This window comes from Paludibacterium paludis (genome assembly GCF_018802605.1).
GTDB lineage: Bacteria > Pseudomonadota > Gammaproteobacteria > Burkholderiales > Chromobacteriaceae > Paludibacterium > Paludibacterium paludis.
On sequence record NZ_CP069161.1, the window covers coordinates 807,248 to 831,263 of the forward strand.

16 protein-coding genes and 3 pseudogenes are annotated in these 24,016 nt (G+C 60.8%); 6 read left to right on the forward strand and 13 right to left on the reverse strand.

What is annotated here, in order from left to right; genetic code table 11:
* Positions 1-52 precede the first annotated feature (52 nt).
* The 4 genes and pseudogenes from JNO50_RS19225 to JNO50_RS03605 form a co-directional block, all read right to left on the reverse strand.
* Positions 53-319: pseudogene (locus JNO50_RS19225) on the reverse strand (integrase core domain-containing protein); the annotation flags it as partial.
* 201 nt (positions 320-520) lie between these two features.
* Positions 521-808, reverse strand: coding sequence for a transposase (locus JNO50_RS19230; RefSeq protein WP_425325366.1), 288 nt, complete (start codon positions 806-808; stop codon positions 521-523).
* A 613-nt stretch (positions 809-1,421) separates the two neighbouring features.
* Positions 1,422-2,608, reverse strand: a pseudogene (locus tag JNO50_RS03600) (IS3 family transposase).
* A 273-nt stretch (positions 2,609-2,881) separates the two neighbouring features.
* A pseudogene (locus JNO50_RS03605) lies at positions 2,882-3,991 on the reverse strand (IS3 family transposase).
* 250 nt (positions 3,992-4,241) lie between these two features.
* Between JNO50_RS03605 and JNO50_RS03610 the strand changes: the two are divergent.
* Together JNO50_RS03610 and JNO50_RS03615 are read left to right on the forward strand one after the other, a co-directional pair.
* Positions 4,242-6,200, forward strand: coding sequence for a peptidase U32 family protein (locus tag JNO50_RS03610; RefSeq protein ID WP_189536260.1), 1,959 nt, complete (start codon positions 4,242-4,244; stop codon positions 6,198-6,200).
* 129 nt (positions 6,201-6,329) lie between these two features.
* Positions 6,330-7,364, forward strand: a complete 1,035-nt coding sequence (locus JNO50_RS03615; protein WP_189536258.1) for a Leu/Phe/Val dehydrogenase — start codon at positions 6,330-6,332, stop codon at positions 7,362-7,364.
* A 51-nt stretch (positions 7,365-7,415) separates the two neighbouring features.
* Here the strand turns inward: JNO50_RS03615 and JNO50_RS03620 are convergent, their stop codons facing one another.
* Positions 7,416-8,678: a M12 family metallopeptidase gene (locus JNO50_RS03620; protein ID WP_189536257.1), complete on the reverse strand. Its 1,263-nt coding sequence runs from the start codon at positions 8,676-8,678 to the stop codon at positions 7,416-7,418.
* A gap of 167 nt (positions 8,679-8,845) precedes the next feature.
* On the opposite strand from JNO50_RS03620, the gene JNO50_RS03625 reads away from it, so the two are divergent.
* Positions 8,846-9,724, forward strand: a complete 879-nt coding sequence (locus JNO50_RS03625) for a helix-turn-helix transcriptional regulator (protein ID WP_189536254.1) — start codon at positions 8,846-8,848, stop codon at positions 9,722-9,724.
* A 106-nt stretch (positions 9,725-9,830) separates the two neighbouring features.
* Positions 9,831-10,298 carry a NuoB/complex I 20 kDa subunit family protein gene (locus JNO50_RS03630; RefSeq protein ID WP_229804885.1) on the forward strand — a complete coding sequence of 156 codons (468 nt, stop codon included), beginning with the start codon at positions 9,831-9,833 and terminating at the stop codon, positions 10,296-10,298.
* Positions 10,299-10,302: 4 nt separating this feature from the next.
* Here JNO50_RS03630 and JNO50_RS03635 read toward each other — a convergent pair whose 3' ends face one another.
* The 4 genes from JNO50_RS03635 to dokD all read right to left on the reverse strand — a co-directional run bounded on the left by JNO50_RS03635 (position 10,303) and on the right by dokD (position 16,017).
* On the reverse strand, positions 10,303-11,736 hold the full coding sequence (locus JNO50_RS03635) for an APC family permease (RefSeq protein ID WP_189536250.1): 1,434 nt from the start codon (positions 11,734-11,736) through the stop codon (positions 10,303-10,305).
* A gap of 231 nt (positions 11,737-11,967) precedes the next feature.
* On the reverse strand, positions 11,968-13,074 hold the full coding sequence (locus JNO50_RS03640; RefSeq protein WP_189536249.1) for an alanine/ornithine racemase family PLP-dependent enzyme: 1,107 nt from the start codon (positions 13,072-13,074) through the stop codon (positions 11,968-11,970).
* 33 nt (positions 13,075-13,107) lie between these two features.
* Positions 13,108-14,490, reverse strand: a complete 1,383-nt coding sequence (locus JNO50_RS03645) for an APC family permease (RefSeq protein ID WP_215796480.1) — start codon at positions 14,488-14,490, stop codon at positions 13,108-13,110.
* Between the two features lie 129 nt (positions 14,491-14,619).
* Positions 14,620-16,017 (reverse strand): ornithine/lysine decarboxylase DokD, encoded by a 1,398-nt coding sequence (dokD, locus tag JNO50_RS03650; RefSeq protein ID WP_189536244.1) that lies wholly within the window; start codon positions 16,015-16,017, stop codon positions 14,620-14,622.
* A gap of 271 nt (positions 16,018-16,288) precedes the next feature.
* On the opposite strand from dokD, the gene JNO50_RS03655 reads away from it, so the two are divergent.
* Both JNO50_RS03655 and pdxY read left to right on the forward strand, forming a co-directional pair.
* Positions 16,289-17,722, forward strand: coding sequence for a sigma-54 interaction domain-containing protein (locus tag JNO50_RS03655; RefSeq protein WP_189536243.1), 1,434 nt, complete (start codon positions 16,289-16,291; stop codon positions 17,720-17,722).
* Positions 17,723-17,763: 41 nt separating this feature from the next.
* On the forward strand, positions 17,764-18,645 hold the full coding sequence (gene pdxY / locus JNO50_RS03660; RefSeq protein WP_189536241.1) for a pyridoxal kinase PdxY: 882 nt from the start codon (positions 17,764-17,766) through the stop codon (positions 18,643-18,645).
* Here the strand turns inward: pdxY and JNO50_RS03665 are convergent.
* The 4 genes from JNO50_RS03665 to JNO50_RS03680 form a co-directional block, all read right to left on the reverse strand.
* Entirely contained in the window at positions 18,630-19,844 is a 1,215-nt protein-coding gene (locus JNO50_RS03665; protein WP_189536239.1) for an MFS transporter, read from the reverse strand. The genes pdxY and JNO50_RS03665 overlap by 16 nt on opposite strands.
* 101 nt (positions 19,845-19,945) lie before the next feature.
* The gene (locus JNO50_RS03670; RefSeq protein WP_189536237.1) at positions 19,946-21,340 is read right to left on the reverse strand and encodes an amino acid permease; all 1,395 of its coding nucleotides are present in this window, start codon (positions 21,338-21,340) and stop codon (positions 19,946-19,948) included.
* Between the two features lie 217 nt (positions 21,341-21,557).
* The gene (locus JNO50_RS03675) at positions 21,558-23,222 is read right to left on the reverse strand and encodes a PHA/PHB synthase family protein (RefSeq protein ID WP_189536235.1); all 1,665 of its coding nucleotides are present in this window, start codon (positions 23,220-23,222) and stop codon (positions 21,558-21,560) included.
* Positions 23,223-23,416: 194 nt separating this feature from the next.
* Positions 23,417-24,013 carry a MarC family protein gene (locus JNO50_RS03680; RefSeq protein ID WP_189536233.1) on the reverse strand — a complete coding sequence of 199 codons (597 nt, stop codon included), beginning with the start codon at positions 24,011-24,013 and terminating at the stop codon, positions 23,417-23,419.
* Positions 24,014-24,016 lie beyond the last annotated feature (3 nt).

Below are 24,016 nucleotides of genomic sequence, written 5' to 3' on the forward strand. Positions count from 1 at the left end.
AGCGGCTTAGCCGATTTGGGGGCGGCATAACATACCGCAACTTCTGTAGTGGTCAAGTTTTTTCGGACACCAGGATAGGTTGTTTTGCCGCCATCTGCCGCTCGTAAATCACCGGCGGCAGATAATTCAATTTCGAATGCAATCGGCACGTATTGTAAAAGCCGACGATATATCCGGTAATGTCACGGATAGCCTCGTCATGGTTGGCGCAATCCCGCTGCCAGACGCGTTCCATCTTCAGGTTCAGAAAGAACCGCTCCATCACCGAATTATCCCAACAATTGCCCTTGCGACTCATACTGCAGACGATGCCATGCCGTTTCTGCAGCGCTTGGTTTCGTGGCTGGCGTAGCTTCGCCCACTCTGGCAAAAACCGCTTTTAGTTTGACCTCGACAGCCAGATCGGCAGACGGCAGAGACCGCTGAGCGTACTCGTAAAATCCGGAACGGCTCACGTCCAAAACCCGACAAATCGACGTGATCCAATAGTCCTTCTTCAGCTGTCGAACCAAGCGGTATGTCACTTGAATTCGCGGGCGAAGAAGGCCGATGCTTTTTTCAAGATGTCGACATCCTGGCGTAGTTTACGGTTCTCTTCTTCCAACTGGCGAATGCGTTGCTGCTCAGCGGCCAGTGGCTTGCCAACCCATGCTTTACCCAGCAGTTCTGATTCATATTGCAGGATCCACCGACGGACCGCCGTTTCACCCAAGTCCATGGAACGACAGACGTCAGAGACGCCGAGCCCTTGGTCTTTGATCATTTTCACCACTTCAAGCTTGAAGCTGGTATCGAACTTTCTGCGCATTCTGGCCTTCATTTTCCTCTGTAGGTGATTATCCCACCTATCGAGGTGCCCAGAATCATTAGACCACGACACTTAAGGCACCGGTCGATTACGACAATTTCCGCCTCCGGACGATAACAGCTGGCGACTAGGAAAATCTGCAACAACCGTTTTACAAGCCGTTCTTTTCCATCTTTTTTGGGTTACCCCATCAACCCGCCGCCATCTCCCCCCCCCCCGCTCATTGCGTCCTAGAAAGTTATTTAAGAAGTCCGATTGTGTGTGTAGAGAGAGGCACATCGCAGCCCCCTATATAAAGACTGCAAACACCCTACTAATGAATGAAAAGTATACATTCCTAGTAGCTTACCGACAATGTTCATTGGTAGACAAAGCTCCACAATTTAGTACGTCAAAGTGGTGTGAAAATTTCTCCCTAGGCTCTGTCTGCAAACCATTCAGCCAGCCTGAGGTCTGATCATCAGACCATCAAGCGAGAGTAGCCATGACAGTGCGTCGCCATGAACTGACCGATGAAGAATGGGCGGTGCTGAAGCCCGTCTTGCCCCATAGACTAACGGCTGGCCGCCGCTATCACGATCACCGCGCCATCGTGAACGGCATTATGTAGTGGTCAAGTTTTTTCGGACACCAGGATAGGTTGTTTTGCCGCCATCTGCCGCTCGTAGATCACCGGTGGCAGATAATTCAATTTCGAATGCAATCGGCACGTATTGTAAAAGCCGACGATATATCCGGTAATGTCACGGATAGCCTCGTCATGGTTGGCGTAATCCCGCTGCCAGACGCGCCCCATCCTCAGGTTCAGAAAGAACCGCTCCATCACCGAATTATCCCAACAATTGCCCTTGCGACTCATACTGCAGACGATGCCATGCCGTTTCAGCAGCGCTTGGTATTCGTGGCTGGCGTACTGGCTGCCACGGTCCATGCAGCAGGAGTCCTCGCGGCGGTTTGCGCTGCTGCAATGCCATAGTCAAAGCGTCGCAGATCAACGACGTCTGCACGTGAGGGGCCATGGCCCAGCCAACAATTCGGCGCGAGAACAGGTCCATGACCACCGCCAGATAGAACCAACCAGAGCGAGTCCGCACATATGAAATGTCTGAGGTCCAGGCACGGTTGAGGGCATCTTGGCTAAATTGCCGATTCACTATGTTTTCCGCCACAGGCAGATCATGCTTGCTATCGGTCGTATGGACGAACTTGCGTTTCCACGTGGGTTTCAGCCCATATGTGCGCATCAAGCGCCGAATCTTGTAACGCCCAAAATGAGAGCCATGATCTCGAAGCGCCATTTTCAGCCGGCGGCTGCCGTAGCTTTGCCCACTCTCGGCAAAAGCCGCTTTTAGTTTGACCTCGACAGCCAGATCGGCGGGCGGCAGAGGCCGCTGATCGTACTCGTAAAATCCGGAACGGCTCACCTCCAAAACCCGACAAATCGACGTGATCGAATAGGCCTTCTTCAGCTGTTGAACCAAGCGGTATGTCACTTGAGTTCGCGGGCGAAGAAGGCCGATGCTTTTTTCAAGATGTCGACATCCTGGCGTAGTCTACGGTTCTCTTCTTCCAACTGGCGAATGCGTTGCTGCTCAGCGGTCAGTGGCTTGCCAACCCCTGCTTTACCCAGCAGTTCTGATTCATATTGCTGGATCCACCGACGGACCGCCGTTTCACCCAAGTCCATGGAACGACAGACGTCAGAGACGCCGAGTCCTTGGTCCTTGGTCCTTGGTCTTTGGTCATTTTCACCACTTCAAGCTTGAAGCTGGTATCGAACTTTCTGCGCATTCTGGCCATTCATTTTCCTCGGTAGGTGATTATCCCACCTATCGAGGTGTCCGGAATCATTAGACCGTACATGGGCGCCCCCGATTGCCAAGCAATCTTTTGTGATGCGAAACAAGGTTGAGATTGCAGCCATACATCCGGACTTTGATGAGGCCGTCGCCTCTGTCCCTGATGGAATTTGCTGGTCAAGGCCTTATCACTACATCGTGCTTTTGACACTCGGTCTAACTCAGGCTTGCTTAACCACGGTCTCACCTGTCTTGCCAGGTAATCCCCCCATTTTTAGCTGTCGGCTAAAGTAGAGGTAATCTGGCTGTATGCCAGTTTCTGTTTCGGGGTGATGCCGCCGAGCGCCATATTCGGGCGCTCATAATTGTATGTCCAGATCCAATCCGTTGCATATTCCTGTACCTCAGCAATCGAATCGAACAGGTAATGCCCGAGCCAATCGTAACGCACCGTCCGGTTATAGCGCTCGACATACGCATTCTGCTGGGGCTTTCCCGGCTGGATATGTTCCAGCCGAATGCCGTGCTTTTCGGCCCATCGCGTCAGCGTAGCGCCGATGTATTCAGGCCCATTGTCACTACGAATCACTTTGGGCTTGCCACGCCATTCAATGACCTGATCCAGGGCGCGCACCACACGCTCTGCCGGCAATGACAAGTCCACATCCATGGCTAACGCTTCTCGGTTGAAATCATCGATCACGTTGAACAGCCGGTAGCTACGTCCATCCGACAACTGATCGTGCATGAAATCCATCGACCAGCACTCGTTCACGGTGGCTGGTACCGCCAACGGTTCCGGCTTGGTGCGGACGATGCGCTTCCTGGGCTTGATACGCAAGTTCAGTTCCAGATCACAATAAATCCGGTAGACCCGTTTGTGATTCCAGCGATATCCCTTCACGTTGCGCAGGTACAAAAAACATAGGCCAAAGCCCCAATTGCGTTGGTTATGGGTTAAACGAATCAGGTGCTCGGCAATCTCTTCATTGATCGCGCTGGACTTTGCCTGGTAGCGATAGCAGGTTTCGCTGATGGCAAATGTCTGGCAGGCCAAGCGGATGCTGACGCCTTTTGCTTGTACGGCGTACTGCGCCATCTCGCGTCGGCGAGACGGCGTCATCACTTTTTTGCCATGGCCTCCTGAATGATCTCGGCCTTGAGCCGTTCCTCGGCATACATCTTTTTGAGGCGACGATTCTCGTCTTCAAGCTCTTTGAGCCGGGCCATGAGCGATGCATCCATGCCGCCGAACTTGGCTCGCCACTTGTAGAACGTTGCAGAGCTGATGCCGTGTTCACGGCACAGCTCAGGCACAGGGCTACCGCCCTCTGCCTGCTTGAGGATGGCGATGATCACTGTCTGAAAAGCGGGACGTCTTCACGCAAAATTCCCTTCAATCCTGTTGGAGAAAATTCTACTTCAGACGACGACTAATTTCAGGGGGGATTACCGGGGTACGCATGCTATCATGTCTTGCTTTTCACATGAGAGAGTGAACCTAAGGTGTACTTCGCCGACATGTGTTCATGCGATTGCCGGTGGTTGACGAATGTCCTGCCACCAGATTTGAAAAGCCGCTTGGATAACACCAAGCGGCTTTTTTCCGTTTGTTTTCTGGAGTCCGGATCACCATGCGCCTTCTTCCCCACCAGCTCGAACTTCTGGCCCCGGCCAAAACCGCCGATATCGGCCGCGAAGCCATCCTGCACGGCGCCGACGCGGTGTACATCGGCGGGCCGGCTTTCGGCGCCCGCCATAACGCCGGCAACGATGTGGCCGATATCGCCGGGCTGGTCGAGTTCGCTCATCGCTATCATGCGCGGATTTTCGTGACGCTCAACACCATCCTGCACGATGCCGAACTGGAGCCCGCCCGCGATCTGATCTGGTGGCTTTACGACGCGGGTGTCGATGCGATGATCATCCAGGACATGGGACTGCTGGAAATGGATCTGCCGCCGATCCAGCTGCATGCGAGTACCCAGACCGATATCCGTACGGTGGAGAAGGCGCGGTTTCTGGCCGATTCGGGTTTTTCCCAGATCGTGCTGGCGCGGGAGCTCAATCTTGCCCAGATCCGCAAAATCCATGAGGAAACGGATGTCGCGCTGGAATTTTTCATTCATGGCGCGTTGTGCGTGGCCTATTCCGGCCAGTGCAATATCAGCCATGCCCAGACCGGACGCAGCGCCAACCGTGGCGACTGTTCGCAAGCCTGCCGGTTGCCCTATACCCTCGTCGACAAAAACGGCGGCGTGGTGGCCTTCGACAAGCATCTTCTGTCGATGAAGGACAATAACCAGAGCCATAATCTCGAAGCGCTGATCGATGCGGGCATCCGCTCGTTCAAGATCGAAGGGCGCTACAAGGATGTGGGTTATGTCAAAAACATCACGGCGCATTACCGGCGCCTGCTGGACGAACTGATCGAGGCCCGTCCCGAGTTCGCCCGTTCCTCAAGCGGGGAATGCACGTTCTTCTTTACGCCCGACCCGGACAAGACCTTCCACCGCGGCGCCACCGACTACTTCGTCAACGAACGCAAGCCCGACATCGGCGCCTTCGATTCGCCCAAGTTTGTCGGTGTCCCGATCGGCGAAGTGACGCGGCTGGGCAGCGACTGGTTCGACATGACGGCCACCGAGCCCTTGCACAATGGCGACGGCCTCAACTACATGAAAAAACGCGAGCCGGTCGGTATTCAGGTCAACCGCGCCGAAGCGCTGGGCGACGGCGCCTGGCGGATCCATCCGAACGAGCCGATGGCGATGCTCGAGGGGCTGCGGATCGGCAGCGCGATCAACCGCAACCGGGACCACCAGTGGGAGCTTGGCCTGACGCGCAAGTCGGCGGAGCGCCGCATCGATGTCTGGCTGCGGCTCGCCGAACGACAGGATGGTTTGGCGCTGACCATGACCGATATCGACGGCTGTACCGTGACCGTCGAAGCGAAGACGGGGTTGTCGGAGGCCCAGCAGGGCGAGCGCGCCCTGTCGGGGATGCGCGATCAATTGGCCAAACTTGGCAATACGCCGTTCCTGGCCCGCGAGGTGGTGCTCGATCTGTCCCGTCCCTGGTTCGTGCCGGCTTCGGTGATCAACGGGCTGCGCCGCGATGCCGCGGATCAACTGATCACGGCCCGGGTGGCGTCGCTGGCGCGCTTGCCGCGCAAGGCCCCCGTCGAACCGCCGGTACCGTATCCGGAAGCGTCCCTGAGTTTTCTGGGGAATGTGTTCAATGCGAAAGCCTACGCCTTTTACGTTCGTCACGGTGTGAAGCTCATCGAGGCCGCTTACGAAGCGCACGAGGAGGACGGCGAGGTGCCGCTGATGATCACCAAGCATTGTTTGCGCTTCTCGTTCAACCTGTGCCCGAAACAGGCCAAGGGCGTGAAGGGCGTAATGGGCCAGGTGCGCGCCGAGCCGATGACCCTTGTCAACGGCAACGAAACGCTGACCCTGAAATTCGATTGCCGCCCCTGTGAAATGCATGTCATCGGCAAGATGAAGAAGCACATTCTCAAGTCTCCGCCGCCAAGTACGGTCACCGAATCGCCGGTGACGTTTTTCCGCAAGCGTCCGCCCCATTGACGGCGTGGTAATTGGTGGTACTGTTCCGATTGGTTATCATGTGAAACGGCAATGACAAAATCATTGCCGTTTTCTATGCGCGGAGCGAGGCCAACCCTGGCTCCGAACAAAAACAGTTGGAGAGAGACCATGAGTGTGTTCGAGTTGCCCGATTTCGACGCCCACGAGGCCGTCGTTCATGTTTGCGATGCCGCTTCCGGGCTGAAAGCGATCATCGCCATTCACAATACCCGCCGTGGTCCCGCCATGGGGGGCAGCCGCATGTGGCGCTACGCCGATTCGACCGAAGCGGCCACCGACGCGCTGCGCCTGTCGCGCGGCATGACCTACAAGAATGCCATGGCCAACCTGCCGATCGGCGGCGGCAAGGCCGTCATCATCGGCGATGCCCGCTCCCAGAAAACCCCTGAGTTGTTCCGCGCGCTGGGCCGTGCCGTCGAATCGCTGGGCGGCCGCTACATCACGGCCGAGGATGTGGGAACTGCTCCGGCCGATATGCATCATGTGCGGGAAACCACGCGCTATGTCGCGGGACTTTCCGGCGAGTTGGGCGGGCAGGGCGATCCTTCCCCCGCCACGGCGCTTGGTGTGTTCGTCGGTCTGGGCGCCGCGGCGCGTCACCGGCTCGGCGCCGACTCGGTGAAAGGGCTGCATGTCGCGATCCAGGGGCTCGGCCATGTCGGATTCGATCTTGCGCGCCAGTTGCACGAGGCGGGCGCCCGGCTGACCGTCACCGATATCGACCGTGGTGTTTGCCTGGCCGCGGCGGAGGCGTTCGGCGCGAGCGTGGTGGCGCCCGAGGAGATCGTCGATGTCGAGGCGGATGTGTTTGCGCCTTGCGCGCTGGGCGCCTCGCTCAATCCGTTGACGCTGCCGCGGCTGAAGTGCCGGGTGGTGGCAGGCGCGGCGAACAATCAGCTCGCCACCGACGATATCGGAGACCGGCTGCGCGATGCCGGCATCCTTTATGCGCCCGATTATGTGATCAACGCCGGCGGCATCATCAAGGTGTGCGCCGAGTACTTCGGTGAATCGCCGCACAGCGTGGAAGGGCGAGTGCGCGCCATCGCCGATACGCTGGCCGATGTGTTCGCGCGCGCCGACAAGGACGGCATCGCCACCAACCGGGCGGCTGATGAACTGGCGCGCCAGAAGCTCGCTTGACGACAGAGGGGCGAGCCGCGTGCGCGCTTCGCCCCTCTGTCCGGAGCCCGGTCATTTCAGGTAGAAGTCACCGGTAAATCCGCCGGTTTCCGAGGTGGGCAGATTCGGCCCGGTACCAAGGTTATGCAGCCGGATGCCGAACGATTCGTTGTACGCCACGCCGGCTCCAGGAAAATCAACCGACACGATACGCCCCGCCAGGATGTTCCACTGCTGTCCGGATGCGTCGTCGCGGCACGGCTCCATGGCGATGGTGTACAGTCCGAATCTCGGGCTGAGGCATACGTCGGGGCGGGCGGCCGAGCGTATCCGCTGCCTGTCATCGTAAATCCATGTCTGATGCGGCTTTGCCGCCGTGCAGCGTTGCATGGTCGGGGAGGCGCCGATGGCGCGCAAGGGCGCCTGCCGGGCAAGCGCCGGATCGCTGTCCAGGCAATGCATTCTGTCCAGGGCGACGAAACGAATCGTGCCGTTGGCCGGAGGGACGGGTTGGGCTAGGGCTGCGCGCCGTGCCGCGCCAGGATAGAGTTTCGCCAGGCGCGCAACGGTGCCCGTGGTCAGCCATGATGGTGTCGTGAAGGGTGGCGTTCGCGATTCGCGGCCTTCGCGTGGCCAGTAGTGCATGACCGAATAGGTGTCATACAGCAGCCCGATTCCTTGAATCATCGTCCAGTTGTCATACCACCTTGGCAGATCGGTGGCGGACATGGTGCCCATCGCCGGAACGTTGAACCGTATCGCAGTATCGCTGCGCTGGTGTTCATGGCCCAGGCCGAGTATATGGCCTATCTGGTGGAGCGTATCCGGAATGGATTGCATGCACGAAGTCGTCATGGCGACACGCTGGATGCCTCCCGTCATGCCCAATTCCGACGAGCATTCCGAACCATGGCGCGTCAGTAACACGCGGTTGCGCCGCTGCGGCTCCTCGGTCAGGCGGATGCCGGTCTGGCGGAACAGAACCGCCGCGGCTTTCCGGAAGGTTTTTTTGCCTTCCTCGGAGTAGTCGGCGCCGAATTCGTACGGAACCCCATCGCCGTTCCACAGACGGCGCAAGGGACGGGTTCTGATGTTCTCGTCCAGTTCGCCCCTGAGCAGTTTGGCCTGCCATGGGGGCACACCATAGGTGTTCACCTGCGTCCATTCGCCGATCCGGATATCGTCGATCATGGCTTGCCCGTCCACAACGCGCACGGCAATTTTTTCGCCTCGGTCATGCTCGGTGACGGTTTCAATGCGCTCGGTGGCCTGAGCCACGTGCAGCGGAAGCGCCAGGAGTCCCAGAGTAAAAAGGTGTTTGGCTGAATGACTCATCGATTGTGCCATGTTATGAAAAGAACGGTCCGACATTAGCAGGGGCGTCAGTTGTCCTGCAGAAAGACGGATCTGCATATCTCGTAGGGGTTTTCCTGTACTGGATATCATGGCCGGGCCGGCTTGCGTACCGGCGTTTCTCAAAACATTCGTGCTATGCTGTGCGCATGGCCCGCTATTTGATCCCTCCTCCGGTCAAGCTGGCCCCGTTCATCCGCTATTTCCATGTCGAAACCGGCGTGACAGGGGAGCTTGTCGTGCCGGTCACCCCGTTTCCCCAGATCGGCCTCATGCTCGCCGGCAACAGCCGGGTGTACGAGCTGGACGGACGCCTGAAAATGGAGGCGTCCCGCACATTTCTGACCGGTCCCTCTTCCCGTCCCATCCGTCTTCAATTGTCGCCCGGCGCCGCTTTTATCAGCATCCTGCTCAGGGTCGGGCAATTGCCGCGCCTGTTTCCCCTGCATTGCAACCATCTGGCGGATACCTCCTGGCCGCTTGACGACGTGATCGGCGTGCGGGAGGAGGCGGAACTGTTTTCCCGCGTGATGGATGCTCCGTCGCTTGGCGGGCGGATTTCCCTGCTGGGCGATTGGCTTCTCGCGCTGGCCGGCATGCGCGAACCACGCGGCGCCGATGCGTTTGTCCTTCCTGCGCCGCGCCTTTATCTGCCCTCAGACGAACTGGCCCGCCAGAGCGGGCTGGGCGTGCGGCAGTTCGAGCGGCGCTTTCTCGCCAGTTACGGCATGCCGCTGCGGGAAATGCGGCGCATGCTGCGCTTCGTCAATATGCTGGCGGTGCTGATCGTGAGGCCCTATGCCCATGGCCGGCTCGGTTTTCTGGCCCAGGAGTGCGGTTACTTCGATCAGGCACACATGATCCGCGATTTTCAGTTGCTGGCCGGCATGACTCCCGGCGAATTCCTGTCGGCGACCGCCGACGCTGGCCGAACGGAGCTCGGGTTGATGCGCTATGCCGGCGATGAGCGGGAGCTGGTGTTCGGCTGCCGCAACGAGGAAGTGCAGATCGTGGGATTTCGTGGTTGATGTCGTGTCGGTACAAGCCGGTGGCGCGGCCAAGGGCTAGAGTCTCCGTTCGGACTTTAGCCTGGAGAAAACGGTGACCACTCCCTCCCTTGAGCGCGACGGTTTCATGCTGACCACTTGCCGGGATTTGCTGGGCACGATTCAGGGCAGCAGCCTGTGGTATCTGTCGTTCGGCCTGGCTTGCTGCGCGGTGGAAATGATGCACGCGGCGGGCGCCCGTTACGACATGGACCGCTTCGGCATGGTGCCGCGCGCGACGCCGCGCCAAGCCGACCTGATGATTGTCGCCGGCACGCTGACCAACAAGATGGCGCCGGCGATGCGCCGAATCTACGACCAGATGGCCGAGCCGCGTTATGTCCTGTCGATGGGATCCTGCGCCAACGGCGGCGGTTACTACCATTATTCCTATTCGGTGGTGCGCGGCTGCGACCGCATCGTGCCGGTCGATGTGTATGTGCCCGGCTGCCCTCCGACCGCCGAAGCGCTATTGTACGGGCTCATGCGGTTGCAGGAAAAAATCCGCCGCAACGAAACCGCCAGCCGCCGAAGCCTGCTGGACCGCTGCCCGTGAACCTTCAGCGGCCCGGCGACGGACTTCCGGGCGCGGTCTGTGGCGCGGTACGGCGGGTCGCATGCCGGTACAGTCTGTCGGCGGCCAGCCACACGGCAAACAGGGTCAGCACGTGTTTGCCGGCGAAGGTGAACAGATCGCCCGCGAGCGTCAGGTTGGCCGGCGGAACCAGGCATAGCACCATGGAGAACAGCACGGCGAGCAGTCCCACGACCGGCAGCGCGACCGGCAGGATTCGCCCGGGTATGCGGAAACTCCGAGGATGCGTGGCGCGCGTGGCCAGGAGACGCAGGTATGCCGCGAAAATCGACAGGTACGGCACGAAGTAGCACAGCATGGTCAGGCTGGCGAATTCCCAGTATGCGGCCTGCACGCTCGGTGAGAGCAGCGCGAGCAGGCACAGCCCGGTCACGATGACGGCCTGGGCCAAGAGGGCGTTGGCCGGGGTGCCGTGAACGGGGTGGTTTTCCGTGATCTTGGTGCCGAGAATGCGGTATTCGCGGCTGGCTTCCTGCAGCATGACGATTTGCCCCACCATCCAGGCGTTCACTTGCCCGAGCGTGCCGATCATCAGGCAGACCGCCATCAGGGGCAACAGCCAGGGGATGCCGAATGTGCGTGTGGCGAGGATCAGCGCCTGTGCGACACCCGCGACGATATCGATATTGTCGGAGGGATGGAGAATGTTCAGGCACCAGGTGCCAACCATGTAAAACAGCATGATCAGCACGGCCGAGACCAGGATGGCTCTCGGGAAATCCCTCTGGGGATGGCGTGTGCGGCCGGCCACCATCGGCGCGACTTCCAACCCGGCGAAGGCGAACATGGTGCTGGACAGATAAACGATGGCATCCATGCGCCTCATGTCGGGCATCCATTGCGTCATCGAGCCGGGATACGGCGTTTGCATCGTCCTGCCGCTGGCGAGCCAGACGACGGCGAGGACCACGAGAATGCCGACCGGAATGAAGACACCGAGCAGCATGCTGAAGCGGTTGATGTGGCGTGTCCATTGCATGCCAAGAATATTGAGGCCGGTCAGCAGCCAGAAGATCGCGATGGACGCGAGCGCGATGGCGAGTGAATGATCGGCCAGATTCCCGCCCAGCGCGACGGCCAGCGTGCTGAGCGCGTATTGCAGCATCAACGGAAAATACAGCAGACAGGACAGGGCGTAAAAGGCGACGACCATCCAGCCGATGCGTTTGCCGAAGGCTTCCCGTACCCAGATGAACATGCCGCCGTCGCTCGCCCAGATGGTCGACAGTTCGCCGCAGACCATGGCCATCGGCAGGAACAGGCAGCATGCCGCCATCAGCCACATCACCATGGCCGAGGCGCCATAACTGGCCAGCCCGGCGATGTGTCGCAAGCTCACAATGGATACCACGTTCATCACGACGATATCCGTGACCGTCAGTACTCTTGCTTCTTTCATGAGTTTCTCCGCAGTTATCTGTTTTGTTGGCCGGTGTCGCGGGTGTCGCGTGTTTCCCGTTGTCGACCAGGCGGGGAGGTGGCCGCGGTAAAAAAGCCATGGCCCGAAGAGCCATGGCCGGCAGAAGCGCCTGGAGAAAAGGTGTGGCTGGCATCCGTAAGGATGAGGGACCCGCTCGCGGTCGCGCGAGGGCGGAGGAGGGCGGGTCCGGGGGGAAGGGGGGGCATGGGCTTACCTGTCCAGGAAAACCTTTTCGACTCCCGGGCTCTGGCAGGCCATCAAGAGCGCGGTGTAGTCCAGCTCGAAGGCCACGCGGTCGCCGACATGCAGCGGATCCGGGCAGTCCTCGATGTCCACCAGCGTGTGATCACTGGTCTGACCGAGTACCGTGATGCGATCGTCGACCGGCGTGCAGCACTCGCTGGGCACATCCTGGCGGCCGAATGCCAGCAGCGCCCGGCGCCGTGTGCCGTGATCCTCGAAGGTCTTGGTCTGCAAGAAGGCGTCGACGCCCAGTTCGCCGACCGGCACGGTGGGCTTGGCATTGGTTTCGATGATCTCGGCTGACAGAACATAGAGATCCGAGCAGGCGCGTCCCACGGGCTTTTTCGAGTGATGGAAGGCATCCAGGTATTTCATGTCCACATACTCGATGCCGAACTGGTGCAGGCCGCCGATGCGCAAATGATTCAGCCCTTCGGGCCATAATCCCTTGTCGATCAGGTGGTAGCTTGTGCAGTTGCCGGCCGACAGGCGCGGCACGCGGATGTCCAGCGCCTGTTCGACGCGACGCACCAGTGCGGTGAAATCCGTACCGTTTTTCACGGTCGGCATCACCGTGCCGTAGCAGTTGAAATTGGTGCCCATGCCGTAGAGCGCGAGACCCGGCAGCGACCGGACCAGGCGCACCAGTTCGACGATCTCGTTCTCGCGCTCGAACCAGATCCCCTCACGCAAGTCGCCCATATCGACCATCACCAGCACTTCGTGGATGACACCTTGGCGTACCGCTTCGGCGGACAGGGCGCGAACGATCCGGGGTTCCGAATTGAGACTGATGTCGGCGTAGCGGATCACCTCGGCGATTTCCGAGAGGCAGGGGCTGCGCAGCAGGCAGGTCTTGCAGCCGATGTCACCCAGTTTGGCGAGGTTATAGACCCGCGATTCGGCGATGACATCGATCCCGCCCTCGAAGAGCGCCCGCGCGGTGTCGACGCAACCGTCGAACACTTTGTTGACGCCCATCACTTCTACGCCGGACTTGGCCAGTAGGGCCTTTTCCGTGGCGGCGTTGGCGCGCAGCCGGCCGATATCGATGAACAGTTGAGGTTTGTACATGATGTTCTCCTAGACAACTTTTTCATGGGGCGCTCAGGCCGATGTCTGTCCGTTCGCCGCTTCGCTGTGGCGGCGCCTTGCCCGGTGATAGATCCATTCGGCAAGACCGATGGCCGCCAGGATGCCGAGCACCAGCTTGCCGCCGTAGGCGAGATAACCGCCCCCGCCCATGTCCATGCCGGCCGGCGGAATCAGCACCAGCACGACGGCGAAGGCCACCGACAGGAAGCCCAGCGCGGGAAGCACGACGGGCAGGACCCGGCCGGGAATGCGGAAACTGCGGGTCACATCGGGCTGAGCGCGGCGCAACTGGAAGAAGGCCAGGAACATCACCAGATAGGGGACGAAGTAGCACAGCGTGGTCAGCGCGGTCAGTGTCCAGTAGGCGGCTTCGACGCTGGGCGAGACAAAGGTCGAGAAGCAGAACACCGTGACCAGCACGGCCTGGACGATCAGCGCGAAGGCTGGTGTCTGGTAGACCGGGTGCAGGCTCGATACCCGTTCGCCGAGCAGATTGTCCTCGCGGGACGCTTCCTGGAGCATGTAGATCGGGCCCACGAGCCAGGAGTTGACCTGTCCGATCGCGCCGATGGCCATGCACAGGCCCATCACCGCGAGCAGCCAGGGCATGCCAAGCTCGATGGAGGCGGCCTTGACCGCTTGCATGATGCCCGTGACGATATTGACGTCCTTGGCCGGGTACAGGGTATTGAGCGCCCAGGTGCCCACCATGTAGATGCCGACGATGACGATGGCCGAAATCAGCATGGCACGCGGGAAGTCCCGTTGCGGGTTGCGGGTGCGGCCGGCGATCATCGGTGCGACTTCCAGGCCGGCGAACGCGAACATCATGCTCGACAGGAAGACGATGGAGTCCCAGCGGCTAAGATCGGGAATCCAGTTGGCGGCGGCATGGTAATCCGTGGCCATCGGGCGGCCGGTCATCAGCCAGACGATGGCGAGCAGGATCAGGATCGCGGACGGAATGAACACGCCGAACCACGCGCTGACGCTGTTGATCGCCTTGGTCCACTGGATACCCCGGATGTTCATCCAGGTCAGGATCCAGAACAGGATCGTCGAGCCGATGCCGATGAACGCCTTGTTGCCGGCCAGCCCGTCTCCGAGCACATAACCCAGGGCCGAAAAGGCGAACTGCAGCATCAGTGGAAAAAACAGCACACACGAGCAAAGGAAGCAGACCACCACGATCCACCCGACGCGCTTGCCGAAGGCTTCCTTGACCCAGATGAAAATCCCGCCGTCCTTGGGCCAGCCGGTGGACAGCTCGCCGCACACCATCGCGAGCGGCAAGAAAAGGCACGAGGCGGCGAGCAGCCACAGCAGGAACGCGGATGCGCCGTAGGGCGCGACATTGGGTATCTGCCGCAGGCTGAGAATGGCAATAACGTTCATGAAAACGATGTCGTATATGCCTAATGTGTTCTTTGTGTCAGACATAACTGTTCCCCTCAGAGAGTGACCGGGCCGGATTCACCGTGCCCGGAGCCGAAAGGCCGGCTCTGAGCCGGCCGTTTCCCGGGATCAATACAGGTCGTAACCGACCATGTCCTCGTAGGTGTCCTCACGCCGGATCAGGCGGTCGCGCCCTTCCCGGTCGATCAGCACCACGGCGGTGCGGGGACGGTTGTTGTAGACGGTCTGGCTCTCGATGGTGTAGGCGCCCGCATCCAGGAACACCACGATGTCACCGACGGCGCTGGACGCCGGCAGGGCGAAATACTCGTCCTTGATGCCCATGTGGAAGTAGTCGCCGCCGTCGCACAACGGGCCGGCCAGCTTGATGTAGTGATCGTGGGCTTCGCCGACGCGGCTTGCGTTGTACACGTAGAAGAACCAGTCGAAATGCTGACTGTCGGACAGGATGCTGTAGCCGGCATCGACGAATTTCCAGTCGACGTGGCACTGGACATTGCCGTCGGGGTCGTAGTTGGTTTTCTGTTTCTGGCACGACAGTTCGGTGAGCAGAACCGCGGCGCTGCCGGTCACCTTGCGGCCCGGCTCGATGCAGATCTCGATGTCGGTGCGCCACTTGTGCACCTCATCGATCACGGCGTCGGCGAAGTCGCGCGCGGTGATGCCCGCGTACATATTGTCCTTGAGCGGATCGCCGTTCTGTTCATCGTACTTGTAGGGGGTCGGGATGCCGCCGCCGACGTTGATCAAATCGAAGCGGATGCCCAGCGTTTCCTCCAGCCGGCGCGATTCGTCGACCAGCACGCGGGTCGCCTTGGCGAACGGTTCCGCCTCGGGAACCTGGTCGCCGACGTGCATGTGCAGACCGCGCAGCCGGACATACGGCATGGCGAGGATGCGCCGGCAGGTCTCTTCGGCCTGCTCGAGGTCGAGACCGGATTTGGCGTGGTAGGCGGTCACCAGTTGGGCGTGAGTGGCGGAAGGCACGTTCGGCTCGACACGCACGCAGACATTGGCGGTTTTTTGCAGCCGGCGGGAGATGCTGTCGATCAGGTCGAGCTCGTACAGGCTGTCGACATTGATCAGATAGAGTTCGTTGGCGATGGCGAATTCCAGGTCTTCGGGCTTTTTCACCACACCGTTGAACACGATCTGGTCACCGGTAAAGCCGATTTCCAGGCATTTGCGCACTTCATAGCGCGAGTTCGCTTCGGCGCAGATGCCCGCATTCTTGACCGCCTCGAGCACTCCCATCACCGAGCAGGACTTGGAGGCGTAGAACACTTTGGTGGCCGGATGGCGGGCGAAGGCGGTGCGGATTTCATCGATGTTGCGGCGGATTTCCGCCTCGGAGAACACATAAAAAGGCGTGCCGTACTGCTTGGCCAGGCGGTGCAGGTCGACTCCTTCGAAGAGCAGGTGGCCGTCCCTGAGGGTGAAGCGGCGGTCATGCTCCAGGGTGGCACGGCGGATGGCGTTGTAATTGCTGAGGATGGGGTCGGTCATGGCTGATCTCCTGTGCGAAGCCGGTTAAGGTTGATGTCTGTTCTTTCGCAAAAGCCATGCCAGCGGTGTGAAAAATAAAAAACCATGTAATTTCAATGTCTTGGTGTTTTTGTCTCGGGCTGGATCCGCGCCGGTTTCTGGCCGGGCCGCCGGTTTTCCGGCGGACTGACGGAAGGCCGGCGGCGGGTTGATCCCGGTCCAAACCTCGTCGTTCCGGCTGGAGTAGGGTCGCAGGAAGGAGAAAGCGGGCGGAAACAGAAAGGGAGACGCGATGGATCCGGAACTGCGGGACGCGCTGGCGATGTTCGCGGGGTTTTTCGATGCGGTTCGCACCCCCGTGGCGGTGATCGATGTCCATGGGCGCTATGTCTATTACAACGAAGAGAGCGCGGTGATCGACGGCTACACCTGCGAGGAGGCGCTGGGGCAGCATGTCCTGTCGGTGTACCCCGAGATGACCGCGGCCGACAGCACCATGCTGCAGTCGCTGTATACCGGCAAGGAGTACCGGAGCAACTATCAGGTGTATGTCAACGCGGCGGGCAAGAAGGTGCACTATGTGCATACCACGTTGCCGCTCACCTCGCGCGACGGGCGGATCATCGGCGTGATCGAGATGGGGCGCAATCTGTCCCTGATCCATCAGATGAACGACACCTTGATGGATCTTCAGGGTCAATTGCAGGGCCGAGGCAAAGCGGATGTCCGGATCGTGACCGACGACCCCGGGATGCTGAGCCTGATCGAACAGGCGCGGCGCCTCGCGCAAACCAGCGTGCCGGTGCTGATCTACGGGGAGACGGGAACGGGCAAGGAGTTGTTCGCCCGTCTGATTCATCGCCACAGCTCCCGCGCCGATGCGCCGTTCGTCGCCGTCAACTGTGCGGCCATTCCGGAAAACCTGTTGGAGAGCACCCTGTTCGGCACGGTGCGGGGCGCGTTCACCGGCGCGGAGGATCGCCGCGGCCTGCTCGAAGAGGCGCGCCATGGCACCTTGTTCCTCGATGAAATCAACTCCATGCCGCTCTCGGTGCAGGGCAAACTGCTGCGCGTGTTGCAGGAGGATACGTTCACCCGGGTCGGTTCGAGCCGCGAGGAACGTCACGATGCGCGTTTCATCGCCGCGAGCAACGAGTCCCTGCCCTCGATGATGCGCAATCACCGGGTGCGCCGCGATCTCTTGTACCGCTTGAATGTCGGCTATCTGAAATTGCCGCCGCTGCGCGAGCGGGGCGAGGATGTGGTTTTGCTGGCGCGGCATTTCCTGGCAAGGCATTGCGCGCGGCACGGCCTGTCCATCACGTCGATCAGCGACGCGGTGCTGGAACGGTTGCGGCGTTATCCGTGGCCGGGCAATGTGCGCATGCTCGACAACGCCATCCTGCGCAGCCTGATTCTGTGCGAGACCGGCGACGAACTCGATTTCATTTTGCTCGATGACGCGGGGGACGAGGACGTTTGGCAGAACGAGCCGCGCCGGGCTCCGGCCGCGCCCCTGACGACCCACCTGCCGGTGCCGATGCCGGGCAGATCGATCGAGGAACAGGTCGACGCCTATGAAAAAGCGCTGTTGATGGCGGTGCTGCGTCAGACCGAGTGCCTGAGCGAGGCGGCGCGGCTGTGCCACATGCCGCGCACCACGCTTCAGTACAAAATGAGAAAATACGGTATACGTTATGCCCACAGCGTGATAGACGATGCGTAAATTTTTCGTGCCGGACGCTTGGGTCAATTCTGGAACCCACCATGAAAACCATTCTCAGTATTCAGTCCCATGTCGTGTACGGCCATGTCGGCAATAGTGCGGCGGTGTTCCCCATGCAACGCATGGGCATGAACGTCTGGCCCGTGCATACGGTGCAGTTTTCCAATCACACCCAGTACGGCGACTGGGAGGGGGATGCGCTGCCCGGCCGCATGATCGGCTCGCTGGTCGACGGACTCGAGCGGCGCGGGCAACTGGCCCGTTGCGATGCCATCCTGTCGGGCTATCTTGGCGAGCCCGAGCAGGCCGACGAGGTGCTGGCGGTGGTGCGCCGGGTGAAAGAGGCCAATCCCCGCGCCGTGTATCTGTGCGATCCGGTGATGGGGCATCCCGGCAAGGGGTGCTTCGTGAAACCGGGCATCCGCGACCGGATGGTGGCGCACATGCCCGGCGTGGCCGACGTGATGACGCCCAATCATTTCGAGCTCGAGATGCTGACCGGCAGCACGGTTTCGACCCTCGACGAGGCCGTGGCCGCGTGCCGGGCTTTGCTCGCGCGCGGTCCGGGCATCATCCTGGTCAAGCACCTGGCGCTCATCGACAAGCCCGCCGACCGCTTCGACATGCTGGCGGTCAGCCACGACGAAGTCTGGCTCGGAAGCCGGCCGCTGTATCCTTTCCCGTCTCAGCCGGCCGGTGTCGGCGACCTGACATCGGGTGTGTTTCTTGCCTCCTTGCTCGGCGGCATGACGCTGCGCGCGGCGTTCGAACACACTTTGTCCGCGGTGGACCGGGTGCTGCACCAGACTCACCTGTGCGATAGCCGGGAACTGGAACTGATCCGCGCGCAGGACCGGATCGCCGCGCCGGATTGCCATTATCCCGCGCTCGACCTGTCGGCGCGTTTTTATCCGGAAGGCTGAGACAGCGGGGGCAGTCCCCGCAGTTTTAGCGAAATGGCGAGACAGACGGCGAGCAGCCCGGCGAGCAGGAGCGCCACGCCGGGCCAGGCGCCATGTCCCCAGGCGAAGCCGGAGACCGAGCCGACCAGGCTCGAGCCCAGGTAGTAGGCGGCCAGATACCAGGCCGAGGCGAGGGCGCGCGCATCGCGCGCGCGCAGGCCGACCCAGCTGCTCGCCACCGAATGCGCCGCGAAGAAACCGAAGGTGAAGAGGCCGACCCCCGGCGCGATCAGCCACAGCGTGTCGGCCAGGGTGAGCGCGAGTCCCGAGCCCATCAGCACGATCATCAGCCACAGGACATTGCGGCGTCCGAAACGATCCGACAGTCCTCCCGCCCAGGCCGACGAGAACATGCCAAGAAGGTAGAGGCTGAACATCAGGCCGACCAGTCCGGGGCGCAGGGAGAACGGCGCGCTCTCCAGCCGGTAGCCCAGATAGTTGTAGAGGCTGACGAAAGCGCCCATCAGCAGGAACGCGCAGGCGAACAGGAACGGCAGCCCCGCGTCAGAAAAATGCCGCCCGGCGGCCCGGCCGATGGCGCGCCAGTCGGCGCGCGCCGGCTGGAAGTGGCGTGAGGGCGGAAGGCTTTTCCAGAAGGTGAAGGCGGCGGCGAGCCCCACAAGACCGAGAAGCAGCATGGCCGCGCGCCAGCCCAGCGCATCGGCCGCCAGTGCCCCGAGGAACCGTCCCGACATGCCGCCCAGGGCATTGCCCGCGATGTACAGTCCCATGGCCTTGCCCAGTGCGCCGGGCGCGACCTCCTCGCTCAGGTAGGCCATGCCGACCGCGGGAATGCCGGAGAGCACGATGCCGAACAGCACGCGCACGGCGACCAGCGCGGCGAACCCCGGCGCCAGCGCGGCCAGCAACGTCAGGCCGGCCGACAGGAACAGGGCCGTGTTCATCACCGGTTTGCGTCCGATCCGGTCCGCGAGCAGGCTCGCGGGGAGCAGCATCAAGGCCATGCTGCCGGTGGCGCCGGACAGGACAGTGCTGGCGGCCGCGGCGGACAGGCCGAATACGCGGGAGAGCATGGGCATCAGCGGCTGGGGGCCGTAAAGCATGGCGAAGGTGGCGAAACCGCCGAAGAACATGGCCAGCGCGGTGCGGCGGTAGGCTGGCGAGCCGAATTCGAGCCGGGATGACGGGGACACGGACATCTCCGCGGGTGGGGAGATTCGATTGTACTACCGCCGTCCCGTCTGTGGATGCGAAAAACCGGGGCGGACCCCGGTTTTGCGGTATCGCTATCGAGATAGCGTCAGGACTGGGTGACCGGCTTGCCCGCGCGTTCGCCCTGTTGCTTGTTGAAGCCCATCAGGTAGTACACGATCACCAGGAAAACCAGCCAGCCCGGGCCCACCATCAATGCGATGCGGGTGTCCGGGAAGTAGGCCATCAGGCCGATGACCAGCGCGAGAAAACCCAGCGCGATGTAGGAGCCGTAGGGGAACAGCGGCATGCGGTAGGTTAGCGAGGCCAGCTGTTCCGGCTTCAGCGTCTTGCGGAATTTCAGCTGGGACAACAGGATGATGCCCCAGGTCCAGATCGCGCCAAAGGTCGAAATGGCGGTCAGCCAGGTGAACACTTCCTTGGGCGCGAGGTAGTTGAGCAGCACGCCGACGAGCAGCACGCAAGCCGAGAGCAGCACGGCGGCGTTGGGCACGCCGTTTTTGCCGACATGGCCGAAGATCGGCAAGGCCTGCTTTTGCTGGGCGAGGTTGTACAACATGCGCGCGGTACTGAAAATCCCGCTGTTGCAGGAGGACAGCGCGGCGGTCAGCACCACGAAGTTGATGATGCCGGCCGCGGCGGGGATGCCCATGCGCTCGAACGTCATCACGAACGGGCTGCCGGTGGTGCCGATCTGGTCCCAGGGATAGATCGCCATGACGACGAACAGGGCGCCGACATAGAAGATCAGAATGCGCCAGAACACCGAGTCGATGGCACGCGCCAGGGACTTCTTGGGGTTCTTCGCTTCGCCGGCCGTCAGACCGATCATCTCCACGCCCAGATAGGCGAACATGACCATCTGCATGGACATCAGCACACCGGTCCAGCCATGAGGCATGAAACCGCCATGGGTCCACAGATTGGAGATGCCGGTGGCGATGCCGCCGTTGCCAAGCCCGAAGAAAATCATCCCGCAACTGGCCACGATCATCAGCACGATGGTGACGATCTTGATCAGGGCGAACCAGAATTCGAATTCACCGTAGGCCTTGACCGCGATGAAGTTGATGCCGCCCATGATGATGAGCGCGGAGAGCGCCCATATCCAGTGCGGCACATCGGGGAACCAGACCCCCATGTAGATGCCCACGGCGGTGATTTCCGCCATGCAGGTGACCAGCCACAGGAACCAGTAATTCCAGCCGGTCAGATAGCCCGCGAGAGGGCCAAGGTAGTTCTGGGCGTAACGGCTGAAGGAACCGGCGACCGGATCGTGGATCGCCATTTCTCCCAGGGCCCGCATGATCAGAAAGATGGCGAAACCGCCGATGGCGTACGACAGCATGATGGCGGGGCCCGCCATTTTGATGGCGCTGGCCGAACCGAGGAACAGACCCACGCCGATGGCCGCGCCAAGCGCCATCAGATTGATGTGGCGCTCTTCCAGACCGCGGTGAAGGGCGTCGTGATTGTCTTGCATGATTTCTCCTGATAGGCGCCGGGCGGCGCCGTGACTGCGTGTCACTCATAACGAACGGACAGGTTTTTGGTCTTGATGCCATTGGCCTGATTAGAGCATTTTCCCAAAGTATCCAATATCCAGCAATCCATTTTGGATAGCTATTGCAATGAAAAATTAACAAGCATAAAAAATCCCGCCGGATAGCGGCGGGATGCAGGCGGGTGGCGAGAGGCGTTTATTCCAGCACGTAGGTGCCCGGCGCATCGCACAGCCTCGGGTGTTTGCGGCTGGACATTTTGAAGTCGACCATCCCGCCGCTGCGCGGCGCGAGCCATTCCACCCAGGACGGCCACCAGGAGCCCGGCTGGCATGCCTGCTCGGCGAACCACTCCTCAGGGTTTTCCGTGCGGCCGGGCCGCCCCTGCCAGTACTGGCGCCGGGATGTCGGCGAGGGTGGGTTGACGATGCCGAGAATGTGCCCGCTGCTGGACAGGGTGAAGGTCAGTTCGGACGCCACGCGGGGAATCAGCTTCCAGGTTTGCTTCCAGGGCGCGATGTGATCTTCTTCGGTCGACACCATGAAGAGGGGCGTCGTGATCCGGCCAAGGTCGATTTTCTGGCCGGCGATGGTCAGCGCGTCAGGGTCCTTGAGCTTGTTGTGCTGATAGAACTCGCGCAGGTAGAAGCTGTGCATCTTGCGCGGCATCCGTGTGGTGTCCATGTTCCAGTACAGGATGTCGAAGGCCTTGGGGGTTTCCCCCATCAGATAGTTGCCGACCCAATAATTCCAGATCAGGCTGTTCGAGCGCAGCATGCGGAAGCTCGCCGCCATGTCCTTGCCGTCAAGGAAGCCTTGCTGCGCCATCTTGCGGTCGATGAACGCCAGCCCGTCCTCGTCGATGAACACTTCGATGTCGCCGGGGCGCTCGAAGTCGGTGAGCGTGGTCAGCAGCGTGGCGGAAGCGACCTTGTCCGCCTCCTTTCGGCGGGCGAGCCAGGCCAGCCACAGGGAGGTCAGCGTGCCGCCGATGCAGTAGCCTGTGACATGCACGGTGGCGTTGCCCGAGATTTCCCGCGCCACCTCGGCGATGCGGTCAATACCCTCGGTGACATAATCGTCGAACGCGAGTTCGCTGTCCTCGGGGCCGGGGTTTTTCCAACTGGTGACGAACACCGAGAAACCCTGCTTGACCAGAAACCGGATCAGGCTCTTTTTGTCGTCAAGATCGAGAACATAGTATTTGTTGATCCATGGGGAGACGATCACCATCGGCACGGCATGAACCTTGTCGCTTTCGGCCTGATAATGAATGACTTCCAAGAGCTTGCCGCGGTACACCACCGAGCCGGGGGTGGTGGCGAGATTCTTGCCGACCTGGAAGGCATCGCGGTCCGTCATGGCGATCGATCCTTCGGCGACGTCCCTGAGAAAATTGCGTGCGCCGGCCAGCAGGCTTTCGCCGCGAGTTTCCAGCGCCCTGTGCTGGGCGACCGGATTGAGCGGGAGAAAATTGGTGGGCGCGATGGCGTTGAGCCACTGCCGCAGCCAGAACGCGGCAAGATTGCGCTCTCGATCGTCAAGATCCGGTGTGATGTATAGCGTGTCCTGCAGCCAGCGGGTGTTGAACAGATACCATTCCTTGATCGAATCCCAGAATGGACTCTCTTGCCAGATCGCCTGGGTAAAGCGCTGATCGTCTTCCTTGGCCGGGAACGGGTCCTCGCTTTTTGGCGTGATCCAGCCCTGCCACGCCGCACCTTGCCAGCGCCAGACATCCTGGCTCCAGTTGTGCCAGACGGCGACCAGTTCGCCAGGGTGCTGTCCCCAGGCGAGGCCGGCCTTCTGGATGATGGGACCGAGCATGAACGGATCGAGCCAGGCATACCAGATGGGAAGCATGGAACGCGGATCCGTGACAGTGGGACTGCATTTTTCCATGGTGGCCTCGCACAAGTGTTTGAAATCCTTGTCAGTGTAGACGCAGCCACAATGGTTTTAAAAGTTTCAATACATATGAATATGTATTTGATCAGAAAGAGGTGGCAGCGGGCGTCATGCCTGGCCGCGTGACGGCGGGCATGCGCCGGGATGCCTCAGTGAATATTGCGGATGTAGGAGGTGATGCCGCCCAGCAGCATTTCGATCGAGATGGCGGTCAGGACGAGCCCCATCAACCGTTCCAGGGCCGTGATCGCCTGCTCTCCCAGCCATTTCTGCAATTTCACGGAAAACAGGAAGACGAGCGTCGTGATCAGCATGCACAGGCTCAACGCGCCGATCCACTCGGGCATGCGGCCAGGCTCGCGGGTGGCGAGCAGGAGCACGGTGGCCATGGCCGAAGGGCCGGCGATCAGGGGAATCGCGATCGGCACGATGAACGGTTCTCCCTGCAGTTTTTCGGCATGCCCGGCGCCCGATGGAAAAATCATTTTCAGGGCGATGAGAAACAGGATCACCCCGCCCGCGATGCGCATCGATTCGTCCGTCAGGTGCATCAGGTCGAGAAACTCCCTTCCGAAAAACATGAAGGTCAAGAGCACGGTGAAGGCGATCAGGCATTCGCGGTAGACCACTTTGCGGCGCCGCTCGGGCTTGACCTGCTTCAGGGCGGAAATGAACAGCGGAATGTTGCCCAGCGGGTCGGTGATCAGGACCAGCAGGACGGTGGCGGACAGAAACGAGGTTTGCATGGC